Origin of the sequence: Streptomyces sp. NBC_00510, from assembly GCA_036013505.1 — a bacterium.
Classification (GTDB): domain Bacteria; phylum Actinomycetota; class Actinomycetes; order Streptomycetales; family Streptomycetaceae; genus Actinacidiphila.
This window is the reverse complement of record CP107851.1, coordinates 6,023,985-6,044,212: the sequence shown is the minus strand read 5'-3', so window position 1 is coordinate 6,044,212 and position 20,228 is coordinate 6,023,985. Positions and strand designations below refer to the sequence as shown.

The following is a 20,228-nucleotide window of genomic DNA, read 5'->3' as shown; positions in this document are numbered from 1 at the left end:
GGAGCAGTGTCGGATGGCAGGAGCCCTGCTCAGATCGAGGCGGACATCGCCCTCAAGCGGCAGGCGCTCGCCGCGACGCTGGACGAGATCGCGGTGCGGGTGCACCCCAGCACGATCGCGGCGGACGCCAAGGCGAAGGTCGCATCCGCGGTGGACCGCACCGCGGGCCGCGCGTACGTGGCGGTCAACCGGGGCGTGACCGAGCTGCGGGGCCACTTCGTCGCGGAGGACGGCGCGCCGCGCGTGGAGCGCATCGTGCCGGTCGCGGTGGCGGCGGTGGCGCTGGTCGCCGTGGTGGCCGGGCTCTCACTGCGCCGGCGTCGCCGGTAACGTCGTACCTGTGAGTTCGAATACGCATGACAAGCTGCCCATCCGCATGCTGCACGACCGCGTGCTGGTGCGCTCCGACGTCCCCGAGGGTGAGCGGCGCTCCGGCGGCGGCATCCTGATCCCCGCCACGGCGGCCGTCGGCAAGCGGCTCGCCTGGGCCGAGGTGGTCGCGGTGGGACAGAACGTACGGACCGTGGAGGTCGGCGACCGGGTGCTCTTCGACCCGGAGGACCGGGCCGAGGTCGAGGTGCGCGGCACGGCGTACGTGCTGATGCGTGAGCGGGACCTGCACGCGGTGGCGGCGGAGCGGCTGCAGGGCTCGGAGGACTCCACCGGCCTCTACCTCTGATTTGTTATCGTCGGGTTCGTCCCCTGACGAGACGCGCCGTACCAGGGCCCATGCAAAGACGACGCCCCCTGACCCGTTGAGGATCGTGGAGGTGCCCGTCATGGCATGGGTCCTGTTGTGTGCCGCCGGCCTGCTCGAGGTCGGCTGGTCGATCGGCATGAAGTACACCGACGGCTTCACCCGGCTGTGGCCCAGCCTCGGCACGGGGCTCGGCATCGTGGCGAGCATGCTGCTGTTGTCGTACGCGGCGAGGACGCTGCCGATCGGCACCGCCTACGGGGTGTGGGTCGGGATCGGGGCGGCCGGCGCGGCGGTACTCGGCATCGTCGTGCTGGGTGAGCCGGCGACCGCCGCCCGGATCTTCTTCATCTGCCTGCTGCTGGTGTCCGTGGTCGGCCTGAAGGCGACCTCGGGGCACTGACCGGCGCTGTCCGGCGCTGACCGGAACGGGGCCGCGCGGGGCCGCGCGGGGCCGCACCGGGCGCCGCCGGGGAGACCCCGGCGACGCCCGGCCCTGTGCCTACGGGAAGTCGTCCCCGCCGCCGGGGTCGCCGTCCAGGCCGCCGATGGGCAGTCCGCCGCCCTCGGTGCCGCCGTCCTCGCCGGGGCTGGCCGGGCCGCTGGGCTCGGTCGGCGTCTCACTGGTGGGCGGTTCCTCCGTGCCGGGCGGGGCGGAGGTCGTCGGCGGGGCCGAGGTCGTCGGCGGGGCCGAAGTGGTGGGCGGGGCGGAGGTGGCCGGCGGGGCGGAGGTCGGCGGGGCCTGGGCACCGGGCTCCAGCCGCAGCTTGAAGTTCTTCGCCGGCTTCCCCTTCAGCGCGTCGGCCGTGTACTGGGCCCAGATCTGCGTGGGGAAGCCGCCGCCGTTGACACGGGGCAGTCCCGTGGTGCCGTACAGCTTCTTCTGGGCGCCGGTCTCGGAGTCCTGGCCCATCACGGCGACGACGGTGGCCAGGTCCGGGGTGTAGCCGGCGAACCAGGCGGCCCTGTCCTCCTCCGCGGTGCCGGTCTTGCCCGCGGCGGGCCGGCCCGCGGCCTGCGCCGCGGTGGCGGTGCCGCCCCGGACCACCGAACGCAGGATGGAGGTCGTGGTGTCGGCGGCCTCGCGGTGGACGGCCTGCGTGGGCCGGCGCGTGGGCAGCTGCACGTCGTGCCCGTTCTTGGTGATCTTCACCACCATGGTGTACGGGACGTAGCGGCCGTGGTTGGCGAGCGTCGCGTAGGTCTGCGCCATGTCCAGCGGGCTCGCCGTCATCGTGCCCAGCGCCATCGCCGGGGTGGTCACCAGCTTCACCTTCTCCGGCATGCCCAGCGCCCGCACCGTGTCGTTGACCTTGCCCGGGCCGACGTCCTGCGCCATCTGGGCGTAGACCGAGTTCACGGACTTGTCCATGGCGTTGGTGACGGTGATCGGCCCGTAGGAGACGCCGTCCTCGTTCCCCGGGGCGTAACCGGTGGGGCCGTCCGGCCCGATGACCTCGCGCTTGTTCCGGCCGTCGTAGACGGTGTACGGGGTGATGCGCCGGCCGTTCTGGGTGGTGGAGTCGTTCTGGACGGCGGAGGCGAAGATGAACGGCTTGAAGGTGGAGCCCACCTGGTAGTCCGCGCGGGTCGCGTTGTTGACGTACTGCTTGGTGTAGTCGACGCCGCCGTACATCGCGACGACCTTGCCCGTGGCCGGGTCGATGGACGCGCCTCCGACCCGCACGAACTTGTCCACCGGGTGCTTCTTCGGGTCGAGCTTGTCCAGGAGTTGCTCCTCGGCCGCCTCGACGAAGGCCTTCTCCTTCTTGCGGTCGATGGTGGTGGTGATGCGGTAACCGCCGGAGCGCAGCGTCTCCTCGTCCAGGATCCCGGCCCCGTACAGGTAGTCCTTGACGGCCTCGACCAGGTAGCCGCGCTGGCCGGACATCCCGGTGGCGGCCTTGGCCTTCTGCGGCGTCGGGAACGTCAGCCCGGCGCGCTCGCCCTCGCTCAGCCAGCCCTCCTTGACCATGCCGTCCAGCACGTAGTCCCAGCGCGCCTCCGCCTTGGCCTTGTTCTCCGGGTGGGCCACGATGTCGTACTCGCTGGGCGCGTTGAGCAGGGTCGCCAGGTAGGCGCCCTCGGCGGCGTCGAGTTCGTCGGCGTCCTTGCCGAAGTAGGCCTGGGCGGCGGCCTGGATGCCGTAGGCGTTGCGGCCGTAGTAGCTGGTGTTGAGGTAGCCCTCGAGGATCTCCTCCTTGGTCTTCTCGCGGTCCAGCTTGATCGCGATGAAGAACTCCTTGGCCTTGCGGACCGCCGTCTGCTCCTGGTTGAGGTAGTAGTTCTTGACGTACTGCTGGGTGATGGTCGAACCGGACTGCTTGCCCTTGCCGGTGACGGTGTTCCACGCGGCGCGCAGCATCGCCTTCGGACTGATCGCGGACTCGTGGTAGAAGTTGCGGTCCTCGGCGGCCAGGGTGGCGTGCTGGGCGACCTCGGACACCTGGTCCAGGCCCACGTTCTCGCGGTTGACCGCGCCGTCCCGGGCGAGCTGGGTGCCGTCGGAGTACAGGTAGACGTTGCTCTGCGCGACCGCGCCCGCGTTCGCCTTGGGGATGTCGACCAGCTGGTAGCCGATGATGAACGCCCCCGCGCACGCCAGCACGACCAACAAGAACGCGCCGAGCACCGCGCGCCAGCTCGGGATCAGTCTGCGGGCACCGGTGCGCTTCGGCTTCTTGCCGGAGGGCCGGTTCTCCCAGCCGCCGGGGGAAGCGTTGCTGCTGCTCATGTCTGTACTGACTCCTCCGCGGCCGCCGAGGGTTGTGCCGCCGGCGGAACATCTTGGGTCAATCGTGCCGTACGGCCCGCCGGACACTCTCCCACCATCAGGGCAAATGGGGTCATCGCGGCGCATCCGTGACAAGCCTGTGACAGGCCGAAAGCGTGACGCCCACCACCCCGGCGGGTGAAACCTCCGTGGCACCCGGCGGTCACCGCGAGTAAGGTCGGGCGCTTGCGCGCGAACGGGTGGACCCGTTCCCCGCACCGTGAGGAGGGACCACGCACCTGTACGCGACCGTGGCGGCGAGCGGCTTCCGGCGCCACGCCACCTACCGGGTGGCCACCGCGGCCGGCGTCTCCACCGACACCGTCTTCGGCTCCATCACCGCATACACCTACCTCGCCCTCCGGCACGAACGCCCCATCTGGGGGGCTACTACCGGTCCATGACGTTGACGTACCTACGGATCGGCCAGGCGCTGTTCGCGACGTCCGCCCTCACCTGCGCCGCCCCGCCGCGAACGCCACCAGGTGCGCGCCGTGGACGGCATCTCCTTCGTGCGACGGCGGGCTCGACGGGCTGCACGCCGCCGGGGAGACCGAGCGCACCCTCGTCGCCGACGTCGAACGGGAGCTGCCGCCCGTGCAACTGCCGGGCGCCCGCTGCGAGCGCGTCGAAGGCCCCCGGCAATGGATCGCCTTCCCCGCGGCCGCCGCGACCGTACCGGCAGCCCGCCCGGGGCAGGTCCCCCGGCCGCGATCCGTCGCGTGCCCGGCAGGCTCGCTCCCCTCAGCGGCACACCGAAGGGCCCCCGGCTGCCGTCGCCACCGCGGCGCGGCCCGGTCAGCGCAGCGAGGCCAGCGCGGCGCGTACGCGATCGACGGCGCCCGTCGTGGTCGACGCGTGGGCCGACAGCCGGACGGAGTCCGCCCGCACCGACGGGGTGACCCCGTGCGCGTGCAGCGCCTTGGCGATCCGGTCCGGGTCCACGTCCGGCAGCGCGAAGGACACGATGCCCGCCCGCTCGGCGCGGGCCACCGGGGACAGCACCTGCCCGCCGGCCGAACGGACCACGTCGATCAGCTCGTCGACCCGGCGCGCGACGTGCGCCTCGACGGCGGCCACCCCCACGCCCTCGACCAGCTCCAGCGCCGCCGCGAAGGCCGCGGCCGTCACCGGGCTCAGATTGGTGATGCTCCAGCGCAGCGCGTCCGGCGCGACCGGGTGCTCGGTGTCGTCGAAGACGGCGACGTCCTCGACCCCGGTCCATCCCGTCAGCGTGGGCTCAAGCCGCTCCAGTGCCCGGTCCGACAGCGCCGCGAACCCGGTCGCCCAGCTGGCCCGCAGCCACTTCTGGCCGCCCGCCACGACCACGTCCGCCGCCTGCCACGGCTGCTCGACGACGCCGAACGCCTGCATCGCGTCCACCACGAGCAGCCGGTCGCCGATCACCTCGCGCAGCGCCGCGAGGTCGGCCCGGTAGCCGGTGCGGAAGTCCACGGCGCTGATCGAGACCGCCACCACGTCGTCCGCCAGCGCCTCGCGCACCGCGTCCGGGGTCGGCGCGCCGTCCAGCCAGCGCGGGACCGCCCGGCCCAGGGCGGCCGTGCGCCGCCACGGGTAGTGGTTGGCCGGGAAGTCGGCCGACGGCACCAGGACGGCGCCGCCGGGCACGCCGAAGGCGGCGTGGAAGATCCCGATGGAGGCGTTGGGCAGCAGCGCCACGTGCCCGGTGTCCGTACCCGCCAGCCGGGCCGCCGCGGCCCGGGCGCGCGGCTCGGCCCGCATCAGGTCGTTGACGGTGGTGTGGTCGGCCTCCGCTGAGGCCGCCAGCGCGGCCGCCGTGGCGTCGAGGACGTCCCGCGAGGGCGGGCCGTAGCGGGCGAAGTCCAGGTAGCCCTCGGGCTCGCCGAAGTGCTCCGCGTAGCCGGGCAGACCGCCCGCGTGCTCCGTCATGGGTGTCGCCGTCCGTCCGTACTCGTCACACCTTGGCCGCCGCGCCGCCCTTGAGCAGCGACAACTCCACAGTTTCCGCCATGCGCAGGTAGCCGGCGTCACTGGGGTGCAGATGGTCGCCGGAGTCGTAGGCGGGCAGCAGCACGGAGGGACGGTTCGGGTCGCGCAGCGCCCGGTCGAAGTCGATCACCTCGTCGAAGACCGTGCCCGCCCGGATCGCGGCGTTCACCTGCTGCCGCACCGCCTCGGTGCGCGTGTTGAAGCCGGCGTGGCCGCCGCACGGGGTCAGCGTGGCACCCAGTACCCGCAGTCCGCGCTCATGACCGCGCGCCACGATCTCCCGCAGCCCGGAGAGGATCTCCTCCGCACCGGTCCGCTGCGGCGGTCGCAGGACGTCGTTGATGCCCAGCTCGACGACGAGCGTGCGGACGCCGGTCTGGGAGAGCGCGTCGCGGTCGAGGCGGCTCAGGCCGCTGGGATTGCCGCCGTCCCCGCCGTCGCGCAGCACCCGGTTGCCGCTGATCCCCTGGTTGAGCACGCCCAGCCGCAGCCCCCGGTCCCCGGAGCCGCGCAGCCGCGTCGCCAGGCGGTCCGGCCAGCGGTGGTTCGCGCCGGAGGTGGAGGTGATGCCGTCGGTGATCGAGTCGCCGAACAGCACCACCGAGCCGGCCGCCTGCCGCGTGAAGACGTCCACCCCCGTGACGTAGCGCCAGTAGGGGGTCAAGGTGGTGTACCCGGAGCCGTCGGTCCGCGCGGTGCGCTCACCGACCGCCATGAACGAGGTCTGCTGCGCCCGCGGGTGGTACGTCACCGGGCCCGAGGACTTCGGCGTGTACGTCGTGATCAGCAGGTCCGCCGCGTGGGGCACGGCCAGTTGGACGGGATCGCTGACGACCTCGCCGCCCGCGGGGATCCGCACCGACGTCCGCCCGCCGAAGGTCAGCGACCGCATCGTGCCGTCCGCCGCGGCCGGCGACCCCGGGGACGCCGCGACGGCGACCGTCGACCGGCCGATCAGCAGCGGCGACCGGCCGAAGAGGTTGGAGAGGTGGACGCGCGCCGAGGTGCCGCCGACACTGGTGTGCACGACGTTGCGGATCGACCACCCGGCGTAGCCGTCCGGCACGTTCGGCTCGCCCCCGGCGGGGGACGTCGACCAGGTGCCGACCCACGCACCGGACGCCGCGGGCGCGGCCTGGCCCGGAACACCCGGGAGTCCGGCCGCCACCATGGGCTGCCCGGAGCGGCCGGATCCGTCGGTACGGCTGACGGTGACGAAGATCGCGGCGGAGATGACCGCGACCAGCGCGACAATTCCGGCGAGCAGTGCATAACCCGTCGACCTGGCCATGCGGTGCTTCACTCCTGGGATCAAAGGGCGGGAAACCGGCGCGATCCGCTGCCGCCATGATCCCATGGAGGCGTCGGGCCTGCCCGTCTGCATTGTCGGACGCCGGGAACTCGTCGTTCGTTGCACTCGAAGAGTGTGGTGTGGACGATACGCGGAAGGAGTGGATACGACGGATGGAAACGGCCCCGGTGACCGGATCGGACCAAGACCCGACTCCGGCGTTCTCATACAGCCCCGCCGACGAGGACCGGCGGCGGGGCGTACGACGCATGAAGGTGATCGCCACCGGCCTGCTGCTGGCGGCCACCGCGGTCTACGCGCTGGCCAAGTGGGCCGAGTCGGCGGGAGCCGGCGGATGGTCCGGCTACGTCGCGGCCGCCGCCGAGGCCGGCATGGTCGGTGCCCTCGCCGACTGGTTCGCGGTGACCGCGCTCTTCCGCAGGCCGCTCGGCCTGCCCATCCCGCACACCGCGATCATCCCCACCAAGAAGGACGCGCTCGGCCGCACCCTCGGCGACTTCGTCGGCGAGAACTTCCTGTCCCCGCAGGTCGTCCGCACCCGGCTGCGCAAGGTCGGCATCGCCCGGCGGCTCGGCGCCTGGCTGGAACACCCCGAACACGCCGACCGCGTCACCGAGCAGGGCGCCGCGGCGCTGCGCGGCGCCCTCACCGTGCTGCGCGACTCCGACGTCCAGGCGGTGGTCGGCGAGGCCATCACCCGCCGCGCGGACGCCCAGGAGATCGCCCCGGGGATAGGGAAGATGCTGGAGCGCGTCGTCGCCGACGGCGGGCACCGGCGGGTGGTCGACCTGGTCTGCGTCCGGGCCCACGACTGGCTGGTCGAGCACTCCGACTCGGTGATGCACGCCGTCCAGGAGGGCGCCCCCGGGTGGACACCGCGCTTCGTGGACCGCCGGGTCGGCGAACGCGTCTACAAGGAACTCGTGCGCTTCACCGCCGAGATGCGGGACATGCCCGAGCACCCCGCCCGCGGCGCCATCGACCGCTTCCTGGCCGACTTCGCCTTCGAGCTGCAGTCCGACCCGGACACCCGGGCCCGCGTCGAGCGGCTCAAGAAGGACCTGATCGCCCGCAACGAGGTCCAGGACCTCATCGAGTCCGCGTGGGGCTCGGTCCGCGGCATGATCGTCGCCGCCGCCGAGGACGAGCGCAGCGAGCTGCGGCTGCGGGCCCGGGCCTCACTGCTGTCACTGGGCGCGCGGATGACCGAGGACCCCCGGCTGACCGCCAAGATCGACGGCTGGCTGGAGGACGCCGCCACCTACGTGGTCACCACCTACCGCGACGAGATCACCGCGCTGATCACCGACACCATCGCCGGCTGGGACCCCGAGCAGACCACCCGCAAGATCGAGGCCAACGTCGGGCGCGACCTGCAGTTCATCCGGATCAACGGCACCGTCGTCGGCGCCCTGGCGGGCCTGGCCATCTACAGCGTGTCCCGGCTCCTGGCCGGGTGACGGAGCCGCGGGCGGGGCGGCCGGCGGGGCCGCGACCCTGGGAATCTGACGCGACGTCATCTACCGTGCCCGCATGCCCACCCGCGCCCACGCCCCGCTGCGCTGGCAGGGACGCGCACTGTGGGGCGCCGGCGAAGCCGCCCTCACCCTCGGCGCCGTCCTCCTGCTGCTGGTCGCCCACCAACTGTGGTGGACCAACCTGCGGGCGCAATCCGCCGCCGCACACCGGGTGACCGCCCTGGAACGACAGTGGGACGACGCCGACACCTCCGATACATCGGAGGAATCCACGGCCGCCGTCGCCGTCGGTACCGCACCCACGAGCCGCTCCCGAAGCAACGGCACCGGCACCCGCACCGGGAACGCCACCTCCGGCCCGCGGCCCTCCCAGGCCTACGCCGTCCTCCGCATCCCCCGCATCGGCGTCACCGCCCCCATCGCCGAAGGCATCAGCCGCGCCAAGGTCCTCAACCACGGATACGCCGGCCACTACCCGCACACCGCCGGACCCGGACAGCCCGGCAACTTCGCCCTCGCCGGCCACCGCAACACCCACGGCGAACCCTTCCGCCGCATCGACCGGCTCCGCCCCGGCGACACCCTCCTCGTCGAGACCGCCACCACCCGCTACACCTACGTCGTCCAGCAGACCGTCCCCCGCACCACCCCCTCCGACGGCACCGTCATCGCCCCCGTCCCCCACAGCACCGTCCACCCCCGCCGGCACATGACCGGACCCGGCCGCTACATCACCCTCACCACCTGCACCCCCGAGTTCACCTCCGCCTACCGCCTCGTCGTCTGGGGCGGACTCGCCGCCGCGGAACCACGCTGACCCCCCGTTCGTCATCCCCTGCGGAACGAACGGAAGGAGCAGCCCACGTGATCCGCAGGACCGCCGCGGCCGCACGCCTGCACGGCGCCGCACTCCTGCTCCTCCTCACCGCACTGCTGCTCACCCACACCGGCCTCACCGCCGCCGTCGCCGCCGCCGCGACCACCGCCGCCGTCGGCCTCCTGCTCGGCAGCGCCCTCCGTCTCACGGCCACGGCACCACCCGTACCCCGCGGACGCGTCCGCACCGCGCTCCGCGACCGGCAACGCCGCACCGCCTTCCTCCCCCAGCGCGACCCCGACGCCTCCGGCCGCCCACGCCCCAGGGCCCCCGGCCGCCCCCTCCCGACGGCCGCCTAGGGGCAACGCCACCGCACCCCGGCACCCGCTGCCCCACCGCGCCCCGTCACGCCGCGCCCACCCCGACCGGCACGACGACACCCGCGGAGGGTCCCACCCCCATGTCCGTGTTCACGCAACTCCTGCTCGCCCTCACCCACACCCTCACCCCCCTCGCCGGACCCGCCGCCGCACCCGCCGCCGCGGTCGTCCTGTTCACCGTCCTCGTCAGGCTCGCCCTCCACCCGCTCGCGCGCGCCGCCGCCCGCGGCGAGAAGACCCGCGCCGCCCTCGCCCCGCGCGTCGCCGAACTGCGCCGCAAGCACGGGCGCGACCCGCAGAAACTCCAGCGCGCACTGACCGACCTCTACGCCGACGAGGGCTCCTCCCCCCTCGCCGGCATGCTCCCCACGCTCCTCCAACTCCCCGCCTTCTTCGTGCTCTACCACGCTTCCTCCGCCACCCGGATCGGCGACGACCGCGCCGGCGCCCTCCACGCCGCGATCCTCGTCGTGGTCGCCGCCGTCGCCTACTGGTCCTACCGCCGCGCCCGCAAGGCCGCCCCCGACGCCCAGGGCCTCGCCAAGCACCTGCCGCTGCTCTCCTTCGGCACCCTCGTCACCGCCGCGGTCGTCCCCCCGGCCGCCGGGCTCTACATCGCCACCTCGACCGCCTGGACCGCCGCCGAACGCGCCTGGCTGCACCGTCCACACCATGGTCAAGGGGTTGCGGACGCCACCCCCGCCGCTGGAGGATCAACCAAGACCTCCGATGACCGCCCCCATCGGACATGACCCCGGACACGACCTCGGCCACGACCACCACCCCCCGACCACACCCGGAGAGTCTTGTGAAGCTGCTGCGAGTCGGCCCCGCCGGAGCCGAACGCCCGGCCCTGCTCGACCAGGACGGCACCCTGCGCGACCTGTCCTCCCTCACCCCCGACATCGACGGCCCCCTGCTCGCCGACACGGACGCCCTCGCCCGCATCCGCACCGCGGCCGCCGACGGCACCCTCCCCGCCCTCGACCCCGAGGACCTGCGCGTCGGCCCCCCGCTCAGCCGCATCGGCAAGATCGTCTGCATCGGCCTCAACTACCACGACCACGCCCGCGAGACCGGCGCCGCCGTCCCCGACGAGCCCATCCTGTTCATGAAGGCCCCCGACACCGTCGTCGGTCCCGACGACACCGTCCTCGTCCCCCGCGGCAGCCTCAAGACCGACTGGGAGGTCGAACTCGCCGTCGTCATCGGCCGTGAACTGCGCTACGCGGCCGACGGCACCGAGGCCCTCGCCGCCGTCGCGGGCTACGCCGTCGCCCACGACGTATCCGAACGCGCCTTCCAGATCGAACGCGGCGGCCAGTGGGACAAGGGCAAGAACTGCGAGACCTTCAACCCCCTCGGCCCCTGGCTCGTCACCGCCGACGAGATCCCCGACCCCCAGGCCCTGGGCCTGCGGCTGTGGGTCAACGGCGACCTCAAGCAGGACGGCACCACCGCCGACCAGATCTTCCCGGTCGCCGAAGTCGTCCGCTACGTCAGCCGGTTCATGACCCTCTACCCCGGCGACGTCATCAACACCGGCACCCCTGCCGGCGTCGCCCTCGGCCGCCCCGAGCCCAAGCCCTACCTCCGGGCCGGCGACGTCGTCGAACTCGAGATCGACGGCCTCGGCCACCAGCGCCAGGTCCTCAAGGACGCGTAGCCCCACCTCCCCCTCCGAAGGGCGCCCGGCATCTCGTTCCGGGCGCCCTTCGGCGTATCCCGGTCGGCGTAACCGTCGTACAAGCGGGTCGTTAAAACGTGCGAAAGTGCAACACACGATCGCATGGGGGGATATCAGTGCCCGCAAGCCCCTACACCCGTGAACTCCTCACCGAGGCGGCGGCGTCCTCGCGGACGCTGTCCGAGATGCTGACGAGACTGGGCGTGGACCCCAGGAGTTCGACCCGCGGCTACCTGCGGGAGCGGATGAGACGTATGGGTGTGGACACCTCGCACTTCGAGCGGGAAGGCGGTCGCTGGACACGTGACCTCCACGCCGAAGCAGTCGCCGCATCGGCCAACATGTACGAGGTGCTGCGCCATCTGGGAGTGGAAGCCGTCGGAGGCCAGCACACGCACATCAGCCGCCGCATCCGCGGGTTCGGCATCGACACCGCGCATTTCGTCACCAGGCCGCGTGGCGCGGGTCGGCGGTCGCACGACGAGATCCTGGTCAGGCAGGAAGCGGACACTGCCCGCCGGGTGCACAGTGACCGGCTCAAGCGGGCGATGCTGGCCCGGGGCATCGCCGAACGCTGCGCCCTCTGCGGAACGGAGCCCGTGTGGTGCGGCCAGCCGCTCACCCTGGAGGTCGACCACCTGGACGGCAACTGGCGGGACAACCGCCTGGCCAATCTCCGCCTGCTGTGCCCCAACTGCCACGCGACGACGGACACCCACCGGGGCCGGGGCAAACGGCGCGACCGGGACGTGGTCCGGTGAGCGCCGGAACCCCGTACACCCGCGAACTGCTCGAGGCGGCAGCGGCACGGTGCCACTCCATGAAGGAGGTCGTGGCGTTCCTCGGCAGGACGCCCTATGGAAAGCTGCACCGCTACCTGGAGAAGCGGTTCGGTGATTTCGGCATCGACATCTCCCATTTCCGCAGGCCCTCTTCCGGCAGAGGCCACAAGCGCCCCCGCCCCACGCCCGCGGAACTCCGCGCGGCAGTGGCGCACTCCGTTGCCGTGGCCGAGACCCTCCGCCGGCTCGACAGGCCCGACAACACCCGCACCCGCGCGCTGTTGCGCGCATGGCTGGCCGAGGACGGACTGGACACCGACCACTTCCTGGGGCAGGCGCACGGCAACAGGAACGGACCCAACGCCAGGAAGCCCGCGGCCGCCATCCTGGTCGCCCGCACCGACGGCTACCGCACCAAAGCCGTGCTGTTGCGGAGGGCCCTCGCCGAAATCGGCACACCCTCCCGGTGCGCACAATGCGGCACCGGCGAAAGCTGGCTCGGCAAGCCGATGACCTTGGAAGTGGATCACATCAACGGGGACCGCCTGGACGACCGGGCGGAGAACCTGCGTCTACTCTGCCCGAACTGCCATGCCGTCACCGACACATGGTGCCGAGGGGGCAGACGCACACCGAGCCGGTAAACCGTATGCGATCCCGCAGCCGCCACCCGTTACCATGGGTGGCGGCTAGCGGCGGTGGCGCAGTGGCGACGCAGCAGACTTAGGATCTGTGGCCCTTGATCGGGCTTGAGGGTTCGAATCCCTTCCGCCGCACCATTCGTGGCCTGCGAATCCAAGACTTGGATACGCAGGCCACGTCTTTGGACACTCACCCCACCAGTTCCCGCACCACCGGCACCAGGCCCCGGAAGGCCAGGCCGCGGTGGCTGATGGCGTTCTTCTCCTCCGCGGTGAGTTCGGCGCAGGTCCGGGACTCGCCGAGCGGCTGGAGGATCGGGTCGTAGCCGAAGCCGTTCGCGCCGTGGGGCTCGAAGCGCAGCGTGCCGAGGAGGCGGCCCTCGACGACGCGTTCGGTGCCGTCGGGGAGGGCGAGGGCGGCGGCGCACATGAAGTGGGCGGCGCGGTGCGGGGTGTCGATGTCGGAGAGCTGGGCGAGGAGGAGTTCGAGGTTGGCGCGGTCGTCGCCGTGCTTGCCGGCCCAGCGGGCGGAGAAGATGCCGGGGGCGCCGCCGAGGACGTCGACGCAGAGGCCGGAGTCGTCGGCGACGGCGGGGAGGCCGGTGGCCTGGGCAAGGGCGTGGGCCTTGAGGAGGGCGTTCTCGGCGAAGGTGACGCCGGTTTCGCGGACGTCGGGGATCTCGGGGTAGGCGTCGGCGCCGACGAGCTCCACGCCGAGTCCGGCGTCGGCCAGGATGGCGTGGAGTTCGGCGACCTTGTGGGCGTTGCGGGTGGCGAGGACCAGGCGGGTGTGCGGCATGGTCCGATTATCCCGTCAGCCGGGGGTGCAGACCTTGGAGAGTTCGGATGCGGCGTCTGCGACGGGGGTGATGTCGGGGACGTCGCCGTTCTCGGCGGCCTTCTGTGCGTTCTCGACGGCCTTCTGGAGGTCGCCCACGGCGGTGTTGACGTCGGCGTTGCCGGTCTTGTCGTCGAGGCCGGCGAGGTCGTCGGCGATCTGGTCGAGGGCGTTGGCGGCGTCCTGCGGGCTGTTGCCTGCGTTGCTGACGGCGTTCTGCAGGTTCTGGACGTCGGTGGCGACCTGGGCTGCGACGTTGGCGCAGTCGAGGGCCTTGTCGACGGCGTCGACGGCGCTGCAGCCGATGAGGACGGTGGTGCCGAGGGCGGCCGCGGTGGCGAGCGCCGCGAGGCGGCGGGTGCGTGGGTGCATACCTTTACATACGCACCGCGCCGTCCTCGGGTTGCGTTTTGCAGACGCGCTCTTTGTCAGTTCTTGGTGATCTGTTCGAGGTCGGCGAGGGCGGCGCGCTGGAGCGCGTCGAGTTCGGCGCAGCCGGCGACGGCGAGGTCGAGGAGGCTGTTGAGTTCCTTGCGGTCGAAGGGCTGGCCTTCGGCGGTTCCCTGGACCTCGACGAAGCGGCCGTCGCCGGTGCAGACGACGTTCATGTCGGTCTCGGCGCGGACGTCCTCCTCGTAGCAGAGGTCGAGCATGGGGACGCCGTCGATGATGCCGACGCTGACGGCGCTGACGGTGCCGTTGAGGGGCTGGGCCTTGGCGCGGAGGATCTTGCGGCCGTGCATCCAGGTGACGGCGTCGGCGAGGGCGACGTAGGCGCCGGTGATGGCGGCGGTGCGGGTGCCGCCGTCGGCCTGGAGGACGTCGCAGTCGAGGACGACGGTGTTCTCCCCGAGCGCCTTGTAGTCGATGACGGCGCGCAGGGAGCGGCCGATGAGGCGGGAGATCTCGTGGGTGCGGCCGCCGATCTTGCCGCGGACGGACTCGCGGTCGCCTCGGGTGTTGGTGGCGCGGGGCAGCATGGCGTACTCGGCGGTGACCCAGCCTTCGCCGCTGCCCTTGCGCCAGCGGGGGACGCCCTCGGTGACGGATGCGGTGCAGAGGACCTTGGTGTCGCCGAAGGAGACGAGGACGGATCCTTCGGCGTGCTTGCTCCAGCCGCGCTGGATGGTGACGGGGCGGAGCTCTTCGGGGGTGCGGCCGTCGATACGAGACATGGCGTCGAGCCTAGTCGTAGCGCGGCCCGGGGCCCGTGCCGGTCCGGGAACGGGCCCCTTGCGGGTGAGGTGGGGGGGTGGCCCCGGCGGTCAGCGCCGGGTCACATCATGTCCTCGATGTCGGCGGCGATGGGGTCGGCGTCGGTGCCGATGACGACCTGGATCGCGTTGCCCATCTTGACGACGCCGTGCGCTCCGGCGGCCTTGAGCGCGGCGTCGTCGACGAGCGAGGCGTCCTTGACCTCGGTGCGGAGACGGGTGATGCAGCCCTCGACCTCTTCGATGTTGTCGAGTCCGCCGAGCCCGGCGACGATCTTCTCTGCCTTGCTGGCCATCTGTACTCCTGGTTGGTCTCGGCCGTTCGGTCCGATTTCACACCGTAATGCAGTGGCGGACCGCTTTTGCGGGGATGCATGGGTGACGCAGCCGTGCCGCAACTGGTCTACACCACATTACCTGCCGGGAGGTAGTCCCATGGGTCCGGACGCCGCCGCAGCCGCCCCGCGTCCGAGCCGGAAGTGGAGCGGTGTCCTGTTCCAGGGCCTGCAGAAGATGGGACGGAGTCTGCAGCTGCCGATCGCGGTGCTGCCGGCGGCGGGCATCCTGAACCGGCTGGGCCAGGACGACGTCTTCGGCCCGAAGGGCCTGGGCTGGGACAACGTGGCGAAGGTCTTCGACGGCGCGGGCGGGGCGCTGCTGGACGGTTCGCTGGGGCTGCCGCTGCTGTTCGCGGTGGGCGTCGCGATCGGGATGGCGAAGAAGTCGGACGGTTCGACGGCGCTGGCGGCGGTCGCGGGTTTCCTCGTCTACTACGGGGTGCTGCACCAGTTCCCGCAGGACTGCCCGCCGGGGACGGCCTTCCTGGCGACGAGCACCATCAGCGGGGCGTGCATCCCGCCGGGGACGCCGTCGGCGGCGGCTCCGGCGGCGTACCAGAACCCGGGGGTGTTCGGCGGGATCGTGATCGGGCTGCTGACGGCGTTCTTCTGGCAGCGCTACCACCGCACGAGGCTGGTGGACTGGCTGGGCTTCTTCAACGGGCGTCGGCTGGTGCCGATCGTCATGGCGTTCGTCGCGATCGTCTTCGCGGTGCTGTGCGTGTTCGTCTGGCCGCCGATCGGTGCCGGGCTCACCGCCTTCAGCCAGTGGCTCACGGACCTGGGTTCGTACGGGGCGGGGATCTTCGGCGTGGCGAACCGGGCGCTGCTGACGGTGGGGCTGCACCAGTTCCTCAACGTCTTCGTGTGGTTCCAGTTCGGCAGTTTCACCAAGCCGGACGGGACGGTGGTGCACGGGGACATCACGCGTTTCCTGGCGGGTGACCCGACGGCCGGGCAGTTCACCTCTGGCTTCTTCCCGATCATGATGTTCGCCCTGCCGGCCGCCGCGCTGGCGATCACGCACTGCGCCCGCCCGGGCCGCCGCAAGGAGGTCGGGGGCCTGATGCTGTCGGTGGCGCTGACCTCGTTCGTGACGGGCATCACCGAGCCGGTCGAGTACTCGTTCCTCTTCATCGCGCCGGCGCTGTACGCGATCCACGCGGTGCTGACGGGGGTGTCGATGGCGGTGACGTGGGGGCTGGGTGTGCACGACGGCTTCAGCTTCTCGGCGGGGCTGATCGACTACGTCATCAACTGGCACCTGGCGACGAAGCCCTGGTTGATCGTCCCGATCGGGCTGGTCTTCGCGGCGGTGTACTACGTGCTCTTCCGCTTCGTGATCACCAGGTTCGACCTGGCGACGCCGGGGCGTGAGCCGGAGGAGGTCGCGGAGGAGATGGAGCGGGGCAACGTCAAGGCGTAGCGGAGGCGCCACGCTCAGGAGTGTGGTCTAGACCACACCGGAGGAGCCTTTCCTTGACGCGTCGCTTACATGTTAATACTGGTCTACACCACTCGGTGGTTTAGACCAGGAGGACCCCCCATGACAACCGCCACCGCATCGGCGGCCCCCGCAGCGAAGAAGCGGGGCTCCGGCCTTTTCCAAGGCCTGCAGAAGGTCGGCCGCAGCCTGCAGCTGCCGATCGCCGTCCTGCCGGCGGCGGGCATTCTGCTCCGTCTCGGCCAGCCCGACGTCTTCGGCGCGGACGGCCTCGGCTGGGACAAGGTCGCCTCGGTGTTCGCCACCGCCGGCGGCGCCGTGTTCGACAACCTGCCGCTGCTGTTCTGCATCGGCGTCGCCATCGGCTTCGCCAAGAAGGCCGACGGCTCGACCGCCCTCGCCGCGCTGGTCGGCTTCCTGGTCTACAGCAACGTCCTGAAGGCCTTCCCGGTCACCGAGGCCAAGATCCAGGCCGGCGCGGACATCCCCGCCACCTACAACAACCCCGGTGTGCTCGGCGGCATCATCATGGGTCTGCTCGCCGCCGTCCTGTGGCAGCGCTACCACCGCAAGAAGCTGGTGGACTGGCTCGGCTTCTTCAACGGCCGCCGCCTCGTGCCGATCATCATGGCCTTCGTCGGCGTCCTGGTCGGTGTGTTCTTCGGTCTGGTCTGGGAGCCCATCGGCGAGGTCATCAGCAACTTCGGCGAGTGGATGACCGGTCTCGGCTCGGTCGGCGCCGCGCTGTTCGGTCTGATCAACCGTGCGCTGATCCCGATCGGCATGCACCAGTTCGTGAACTCGGTGGCCTGGTTCCAGCTGGGTGACTTCACCAACTCCGCGGGCACCGTCGTCCACGGCGACCTGAGCCGCTTCTTCGCCGGCGACCCCGGTGCCGGGCAGTTCATGACCGGCTTCTTCCCGATCATGATGTTCGGCCTCCCGGCCGCCGCCCTGGCCATCGCCCACACGGCCCGTCCCGAGCGCCGCAAGGCCGTCATGGGCATGATGATCTCGCTCGCGCTGACCTCCTTCGTCACCGGTGTCACCGAGCCGATCGAGTTCTCCTTCATGTTCATCGCGCCGCTGCTCTACGCGATCCACGCGGTGCTCACCGCGCTGTCCATGGCCGTGACCTGGGCCTTCGGCGTCCATGCGGGCTTCACGTTCTCGGCCGGCGCCATCGACTACCTGCTGAACTGGAACCTGTCGACCAAGCCGTGGCTGATCATCCCGATCGGACTCGTCTTCTCGGTGATCTACTACGTGGTCTTCCGCTTCGCGATCACCAAGTTCAACCTCCCCACCCCGGGCCGCGAGCCCGAGGAGGAGAACGAGGACCTCGTCAAGGCGTAGCGCCCGGCGCGGCACACGACGAAGCCCCTGGAACCGAAGGTCTGGTTCCGGGGGCTTCGTACTGCTCCGGGCGGGGCGCTCAGACCTCGTAGACCGCGCCGGCCTTCGCCACCTCGACCGGGCCGTCGTAGACCTCGCGGGCGTGCTTGAGGTTGGTCAGCGGGTCGGTCCACGGCGGGATGTGGGTGAGCAGCAGCCGCCCGGCCCCCGCGCGGTCCGCGTACTGGCCGGCCTCGCGGCCGTTGAGGTGCAGGTCGGGGATGTCCTCCTTGCCGTGCGTGAAGGAGGCCTCGCACAGGAAGAGGTCGGTGCCCTCGCTGAGGGTCAGCAGCGCGTCGCAGGGACCGGTGTCCCCCGAATAGGTGATGGCGCGACCGGCGTGCTCGACACGGAAGCCGTACGCCTCGACGGGGTGGCTGACGACGTCCGCGGTGATGGTGAAGGGGCCGAGGCGGAAGGTGCCGGGTTCGAGGGTGCGGAAGTCGAAGACCTCGCTCATGCACTTCTCGTCGGGCACGTCCCCGTACGCGCTGGCCAGCCGCCGTTCGGTGCCCTCGGGCCCGTACACGGGGATGGCGTGGGCGGGGCCGCCCTCGTGGCGGTAGTAGCGCGCGACGAAGTAGGCGCACATGTCGATGCAGTGGTCGGCGTGCAGATGGCTCAGCAGGATGGCGTCGAGGTCGTACAGACCGCAGTGGCGCTGCAGCTCGCCGAGGGCGCCGTTGCCCATGTCGAGGAGCAGCCGGAAGCCGTCGGCCTCGATGAGGTAGCTCGAGCAGGCCGATTCCGCGGACGGGAACGACCCCGAGCAGCCGACGACGGTGAGCTTCATGTGCAGAAACCTCCGTGGATTGTTCCGGGGGTCTTGCGTTGGCGCGCCACGACGCCCCCGCTCCGCAGGGGGAGGGGGGAGGGGCGGGAGCGACCCGCCATGTGTTCTTGAGCGTAAGGCGCACGGCGTGCGCGTGCTCCTCTGCGGAGCCCCGTTGTGGGCGGAATCACCAGTACGGCGCCCTCGCCGCCGGAAGTCCGGCGGGGTGAGGGCGCCGTGGGGGGAGGATCAGGCCCAGAGCTGGCCGTGCAGGGCGGCGACGGCCGCCTCGGTGGACGCGGCGGTGTAGATGCCGGTCGACAGGTACTTCCAGCCGCCGTCGGCGACGACGAACACGATGTCGGCGCGCTCCCCGGCGCGTTCGGCCTTGCGGGCCACGCCGAGGGCGGCGTGGAGGGCGGCTCCGGTGGAGACGCCGGCGAAGATGCCCTCCTGCTGGAGCAGTTCGCGGGTGCGGCGGACGGCGTCCTCGGAGCCGACGGAGAAGCGGGTGGTGAGGACGGACTCGTCGTAGAGCTCGGGGATGAAGCCCTCGTCGAGGTTGCGCAGTCCGTAGACGAGGTCGTCGTAGCGGGGCTCGGCGGCGACGATCTGCACGCCGGGGACCTTCTCGCGCAGGTAGCGGCCGACGCCCATGAGGGTCCCGGTGGTGCCGAGCCCGGCGACGAAGTGGGTGACGGAGGGGAGGTCGGTCAGGATCTCCGGGCCGGTCGTGGCGTAGTGGGCGCCGGCGTTGTCCGGGTTGCCGTACTGGTAGAGCATCACCCAGTCGGGGTGCTCGGCGGCCAGTTCCTTGGCGACGCGGACGGCGGTGTTGGAGCCGCCGGCGGCCGGGGAGGGGATGATCTCGGCGCCCCACATCGTGAGCAGTTCGCGCCGCTCGGACGAGGTGTTCTCGGGCATGACGCAGACCATGCGGTAGCCCTTGAGCCGGGCCGCCATGGCGAGCGAGATGCCGGTGTTGCCGGAGGTGGGTTCGAGGATCGTGCAGCCGGGGGTGAGCCGGCCGGCGCGCTCGGCCTGCTCGATCATGTGCAGCGCCGGGCGGTCCTTGACCGAGCCGGTGGGGTTGCGGTCCTCCAGCTTGGCCCAGACCGACACCTCGCCGGAGGGGGACAGGCGCGGCAGCCGTACCAGCGGGGTGTTGCCGACGGCTGCCAGCGGGCTGTCGTACCGCATCAGCGCCCGCCGACGCGGGCGGCCCGCAGGCCGCTGCCGCCGGCGACCGCGGGGAGGATCGTCACGCTGTCGCCGTCGGTGAGCTTGGTGGCGATGCCGTCCAGGAAGCGGACGTCCTCGTCGTTGAGGTAGACGTTGACGAAGCGCCGCAGCTCGCCGCCGTCGACGATGCGCTCGCGGATGCCGGTGTGGCGGGTGTCGAGGTCGGCGAGGAGTTCGTCGACGGTGCTGCCGCTGCCTTCGACGGCCTTGGCGCCGTCGGTGTACGTGCGGAGGATGGTCGGGATGCGGACCTCGATGGCCATGCGTCGGCTCCAGTGGGTGCGTGAGTACGGCGGGAAGGCGGGGTTGCGCGGGCTGACGGTGCTCAGGCGCACGTACATGCCGCGCTGGCGAGGCGGCACAGGTCGACGTGCAGCCGCGCCACGAGCAGCGTGCCCGGCGCCCTGTCGCTCACGTCGTGGGAAACCATGGGCTCATCGTATCGAT

Annotated in this window: 22 protein-coding genes, 1 tRNA gene, 2 pseudogenes and 1 riboswitch; of the genes and pseudogenes, 15 read left to right on the top strand and 10 right to left on the bottom strand. The window is 71.6% G+C overall.

From position 1 onward, the window contains the following. Positions 1-6 precede the first annotated feature (6 nt). The 3 genes from OG937_27295 (at position 7) to OG937_27285 (ending at position 1,100) form a co-directional block, all read left to right on the top strand. On the top strand, positions 7-330 hold the full coding sequence (locus OG937_27295; protein ID WUD75134.1) for a DUF3618 domain-containing protein: 324 nt from the start codon (positions 7-9) through the stop codon (positions 328-330). A gap of 10 nt (positions 331-340) precedes the next feature. After that, the gene (locus OG937_27290; protein ID WUD75133.1) at positions 341-679 is read left to right on the top strand and encodes a co-chaperone GroES; all 339 of its coding nucleotides are present in this window, start codon (positions 341-343) and stop codon (positions 677-679) included. Positions 680-683: 4 nt separating this feature from the next. After that, a riboswitch (guanidine-III (ykkC-III) riboswitch) is annotated at positions 684-747 on the top strand. 32 nt (positions 748-779) lie between these two features. Then, entirely contained in the window at positions 780-1,100 is a 321-nt protein-coding gene (locus OG937_27285; GenBank protein ID WUD75132.1) for a multidrug efflux SMR transporter, read from the top strand. A gap of 99 nt (positions 1,101-1,199) precedes the next feature. Here the strand turns inward: OG937_27285 and OG937_27280 are convergent, their stop codons facing one another. Beyond that, on the bottom strand, positions 1,200-3,431 hold the full coding sequence (locus OG937_27280) for a penicillin-binding protein (protein WUD75131.1): 2,232 nt from the start codon (positions 3,429-3,431) through the stop codon (positions 1,200-1,202). A gap of 278 nt (positions 3,432-3,709) precedes the next feature. Here OG937_27280 and OG937_27275 point away from each other — a divergent pair. Both OG937_27275 and OG937_27270 read left to right on the top strand, forming a co-directional pair. Then, positions 3,710-3,912: pseudogene (locus tag OG937_27275) on the top strand (ABC transporter permease). A 74-nt stretch (positions 3,913-3,986) separates the two neighbouring features. Continuing rightward, positions 3,987-4,142, top strand: a pseudogene (locus OG937_27270) (methionine ABC transporter ATP-binding protein). Between the two features lie 126 nt (positions 4,143-4,268). Here the strand turns inward: OG937_27270 and OG937_27265 are convergent. Both OG937_27265 and OG937_27260 read right to left on the bottom strand, forming a co-directional pair. Next, on the bottom strand, positions 4,269-5,381 hold the full coding sequence (locus OG937_27265) for an aminotransferase class V-fold PLP-dependent enzyme (GenBank protein WUD75130.1): 1,113 nt from the start codon (positions 5,379-5,381) through the stop codon (positions 4,269-4,271). Between the two features lie 25 nt (positions 5,382-5,406). After that, on the bottom strand, positions 5,407-6,732 hold the full coding sequence (locus OG937_27260) for an SGNH/GDSL hydrolase family protein (GenBank protein ID WUD75129.1): 1,326 nt from the start codon (positions 6,730-6,732) through the stop codon (positions 5,407-5,409). Positions 6,733-6,905: 173 nt separating this feature from the next. Here OG937_27260 and OG937_27255 point away from each other — a divergent pair, with 173 nt between their 5' ends. The 8 genes from OG937_27255 to OG937_27220 all read left to right on the top strand — a co-directional run bounded on the left by OG937_27255 (position 6,906) and on the right by OG937_27220 (position 12,676). Beyond that, the gene (locus tag OG937_27255; GenBank protein ID WUD75128.1) at positions 6,906-8,213 is read left to right on the top strand and encodes a DUF445 domain-containing protein; all 1,308 of its coding nucleotides are present in this window, start codon (positions 6,906-6,908) and stop codon (positions 8,211-8,213) included. 73 nt (positions 8,214-8,286) lie between these two features. After that, positions 8,287-9,048: a class E sortase gene (locus OG937_27250; GenBank protein WUD75127.1), complete on the top strand. Its 762-nt coding sequence runs from the start codon at positions 8,287-8,289 to the stop codon at positions 9,046-9,048. A 50-nt stretch (positions 9,049-9,098) separates the two neighbouring features. Continuing rightward, positions 9,099-9,407: a DUF6412 domain-containing protein gene (locus OG937_27245; GenBank protein WUD78900.1), complete on the top strand. Its 309-nt coding sequence runs from the start codon at positions 9,099-9,101 to the stop codon at positions 9,405-9,407. 101 nt (positions 9,408-9,508) lie between these two features. Beyond that, on the top strand, positions 9,509-10,180 hold the full coding sequence (gene yidC / locus OG937_27240; GenBank protein ID WUD75126.1) for a membrane protein insertase YidC: 672 nt from the start codon (positions 9,509-9,511) through the stop codon (positions 10,178-10,180). A 56-nt stretch (positions 10,181-10,236) separates the two neighbouring features. Beyond that, positions 10,237-11,094: a fumarylacetoacetate hydrolase family protein gene (locus tag OG937_27235; GenBank protein ID WUD75125.1), complete on the top strand. Its 858-nt coding sequence runs from the start codon at positions 10,237-10,239 to the stop codon at positions 11,092-11,094. A 137-nt stretch (positions 11,095-11,231) separates the two neighbouring features. After that, positions 11,232-11,876: an HNH endonuclease gene (locus OG937_27230; protein WUD75124.1), complete on the top strand. Its 645-nt coding sequence runs from the start codon at positions 11,232-11,234 to the stop codon at positions 11,874-11,876. Continuing rightward, positions 11,873-12,541 carry an HNH endonuclease gene (locus OG937_27225; protein ID WUD75123.1) on the top strand — a complete coding sequence of 223 codons (669 nt, stop codon included), beginning with the start codon at positions 11,873-11,875 and terminating at the stop codon, positions 12,539-12,541. Before OG937_27230 ends, OG937_27225 begins: the two co-directional genes overlap by 4 nt. A 48-nt stretch (positions 12,542-12,589) precedes the next feature. Beyond that, positions 12,590-12,676, top strand: a tRNA-Leu gene (locus OG937_27220). 52 nt (positions 12,677-12,728) lie between these two features. On the opposite strand, the gene rdgB is transcribed toward OG937_27220, so the two are convergent. The 4 genes from rdgB to OG937_27200 form a co-directional block, all read right to left on the bottom strand. Next, the gene (gene rdgB, locus OG937_27215) at positions 12,729-13,337 is read right to left on the bottom strand and encodes an RdgB/HAM1 family non-canonical purine NTP pyrophosphatase (GenBank protein WUD75122.1); all 609 of its coding nucleotides are present in this window, start codon (positions 13,335-13,337) and stop codon (positions 12,729-12,731) included. Positions 13,338-13,352: 15 nt separating this feature from the next. Next, positions 13,353-13,748, bottom strand: coding sequence for a hypothetical protein (locus OG937_27210; protein WUD75121.1), 396 nt, complete (start codon positions 13,746-13,748; stop codon positions 13,353-13,355). A gap of 56 nt (positions 13,749-13,804) precedes the next feature. After that, positions 13,805-14,551, bottom strand: a complete 747-nt coding sequence (gene rph, locus OG937_27205; GenBank protein ID WUD75120.1) for a ribonuclease PH — start codon at positions 14,549-14,551, stop codon at positions 13,805-13,807. A gap of 101 nt (positions 14,552-14,652) precedes the next feature. Beyond that, entirely contained in the window at positions 14,653-14,886 is a 234-nt protein-coding gene (locus tag OG937_27200) for a PTS glucose/sucrose transporter subunit IIB (protein ID WUD75119.1), read from the bottom strand. A 139-nt stretch (positions 14,887-15,025) separates the two neighbouring features. Between OG937_27200 and OG937_27195 the strand changes: the two genes are divergently transcribed. Together OG937_27195 and OG937_27190 are read left to right on the top strand one after the other, a co-directional pair. Beyond that, complete coding sequence (locus tag OG937_27195) at positions 15,026-16,354, top strand: PTS transporter subunit EIIC (GenBank protein WUD75118.1); 1,329 nt, start codon at positions 15,026-15,028, stop codon at positions 16,352-16,354. Between the two features lie 120 nt (positions 16,355-16,474). Then, on the top strand, positions 16,475-17,728 hold the full coding sequence (locus tag OG937_27190; protein WUD75117.1) for a PTS transporter subunit EIIC: 1,254 nt from the start codon (positions 16,475-16,477) through the stop codon (positions 17,726-17,728). Positions 17,729-17,807: 79 nt separating this feature from the next. On the opposite strand, the gene OG937_27185 is transcribed toward OG937_27190, so the two are convergent. From OG937_27185 to OG937_27175, 3 genes are all read right to left on the bottom strand, one after another. Continuing rightward, positions 17,808-18,560 carry an MBL fold metallo-hydrolase gene (locus OG937_27185; GenBank protein ID WUD75116.1) on the bottom strand — a complete coding sequence of 251 codons (753 nt, stop codon included), beginning with the start codon at positions 18,558-18,560 and terminating at the stop codon, positions 17,808-17,810. A gap of 228 nt (positions 18,561-18,788) precedes the next feature. Then, on the bottom strand, positions 18,789-19,739 hold the full coding sequence (locus tag OG937_27180; protein ID WUD75115.1) for a cysteine synthase: 951 nt from the start codon (positions 19,737-19,739) through the stop codon (positions 18,789-18,791). Beyond that, positions 19,739-20,044, bottom strand: a complete 306-nt coding sequence (locus OG937_27175; protein WUD78899.1) for a MoaD/ThiS family protein — start codon at positions 20,042-20,044, stop codon at positions 19,739-19,741. Before OG937_27175 ends, OG937_27180 begins: the two co-directional genes overlap by 1 nt. Positions 20,045-20,228: the final 184 nt, after the last annotated feature.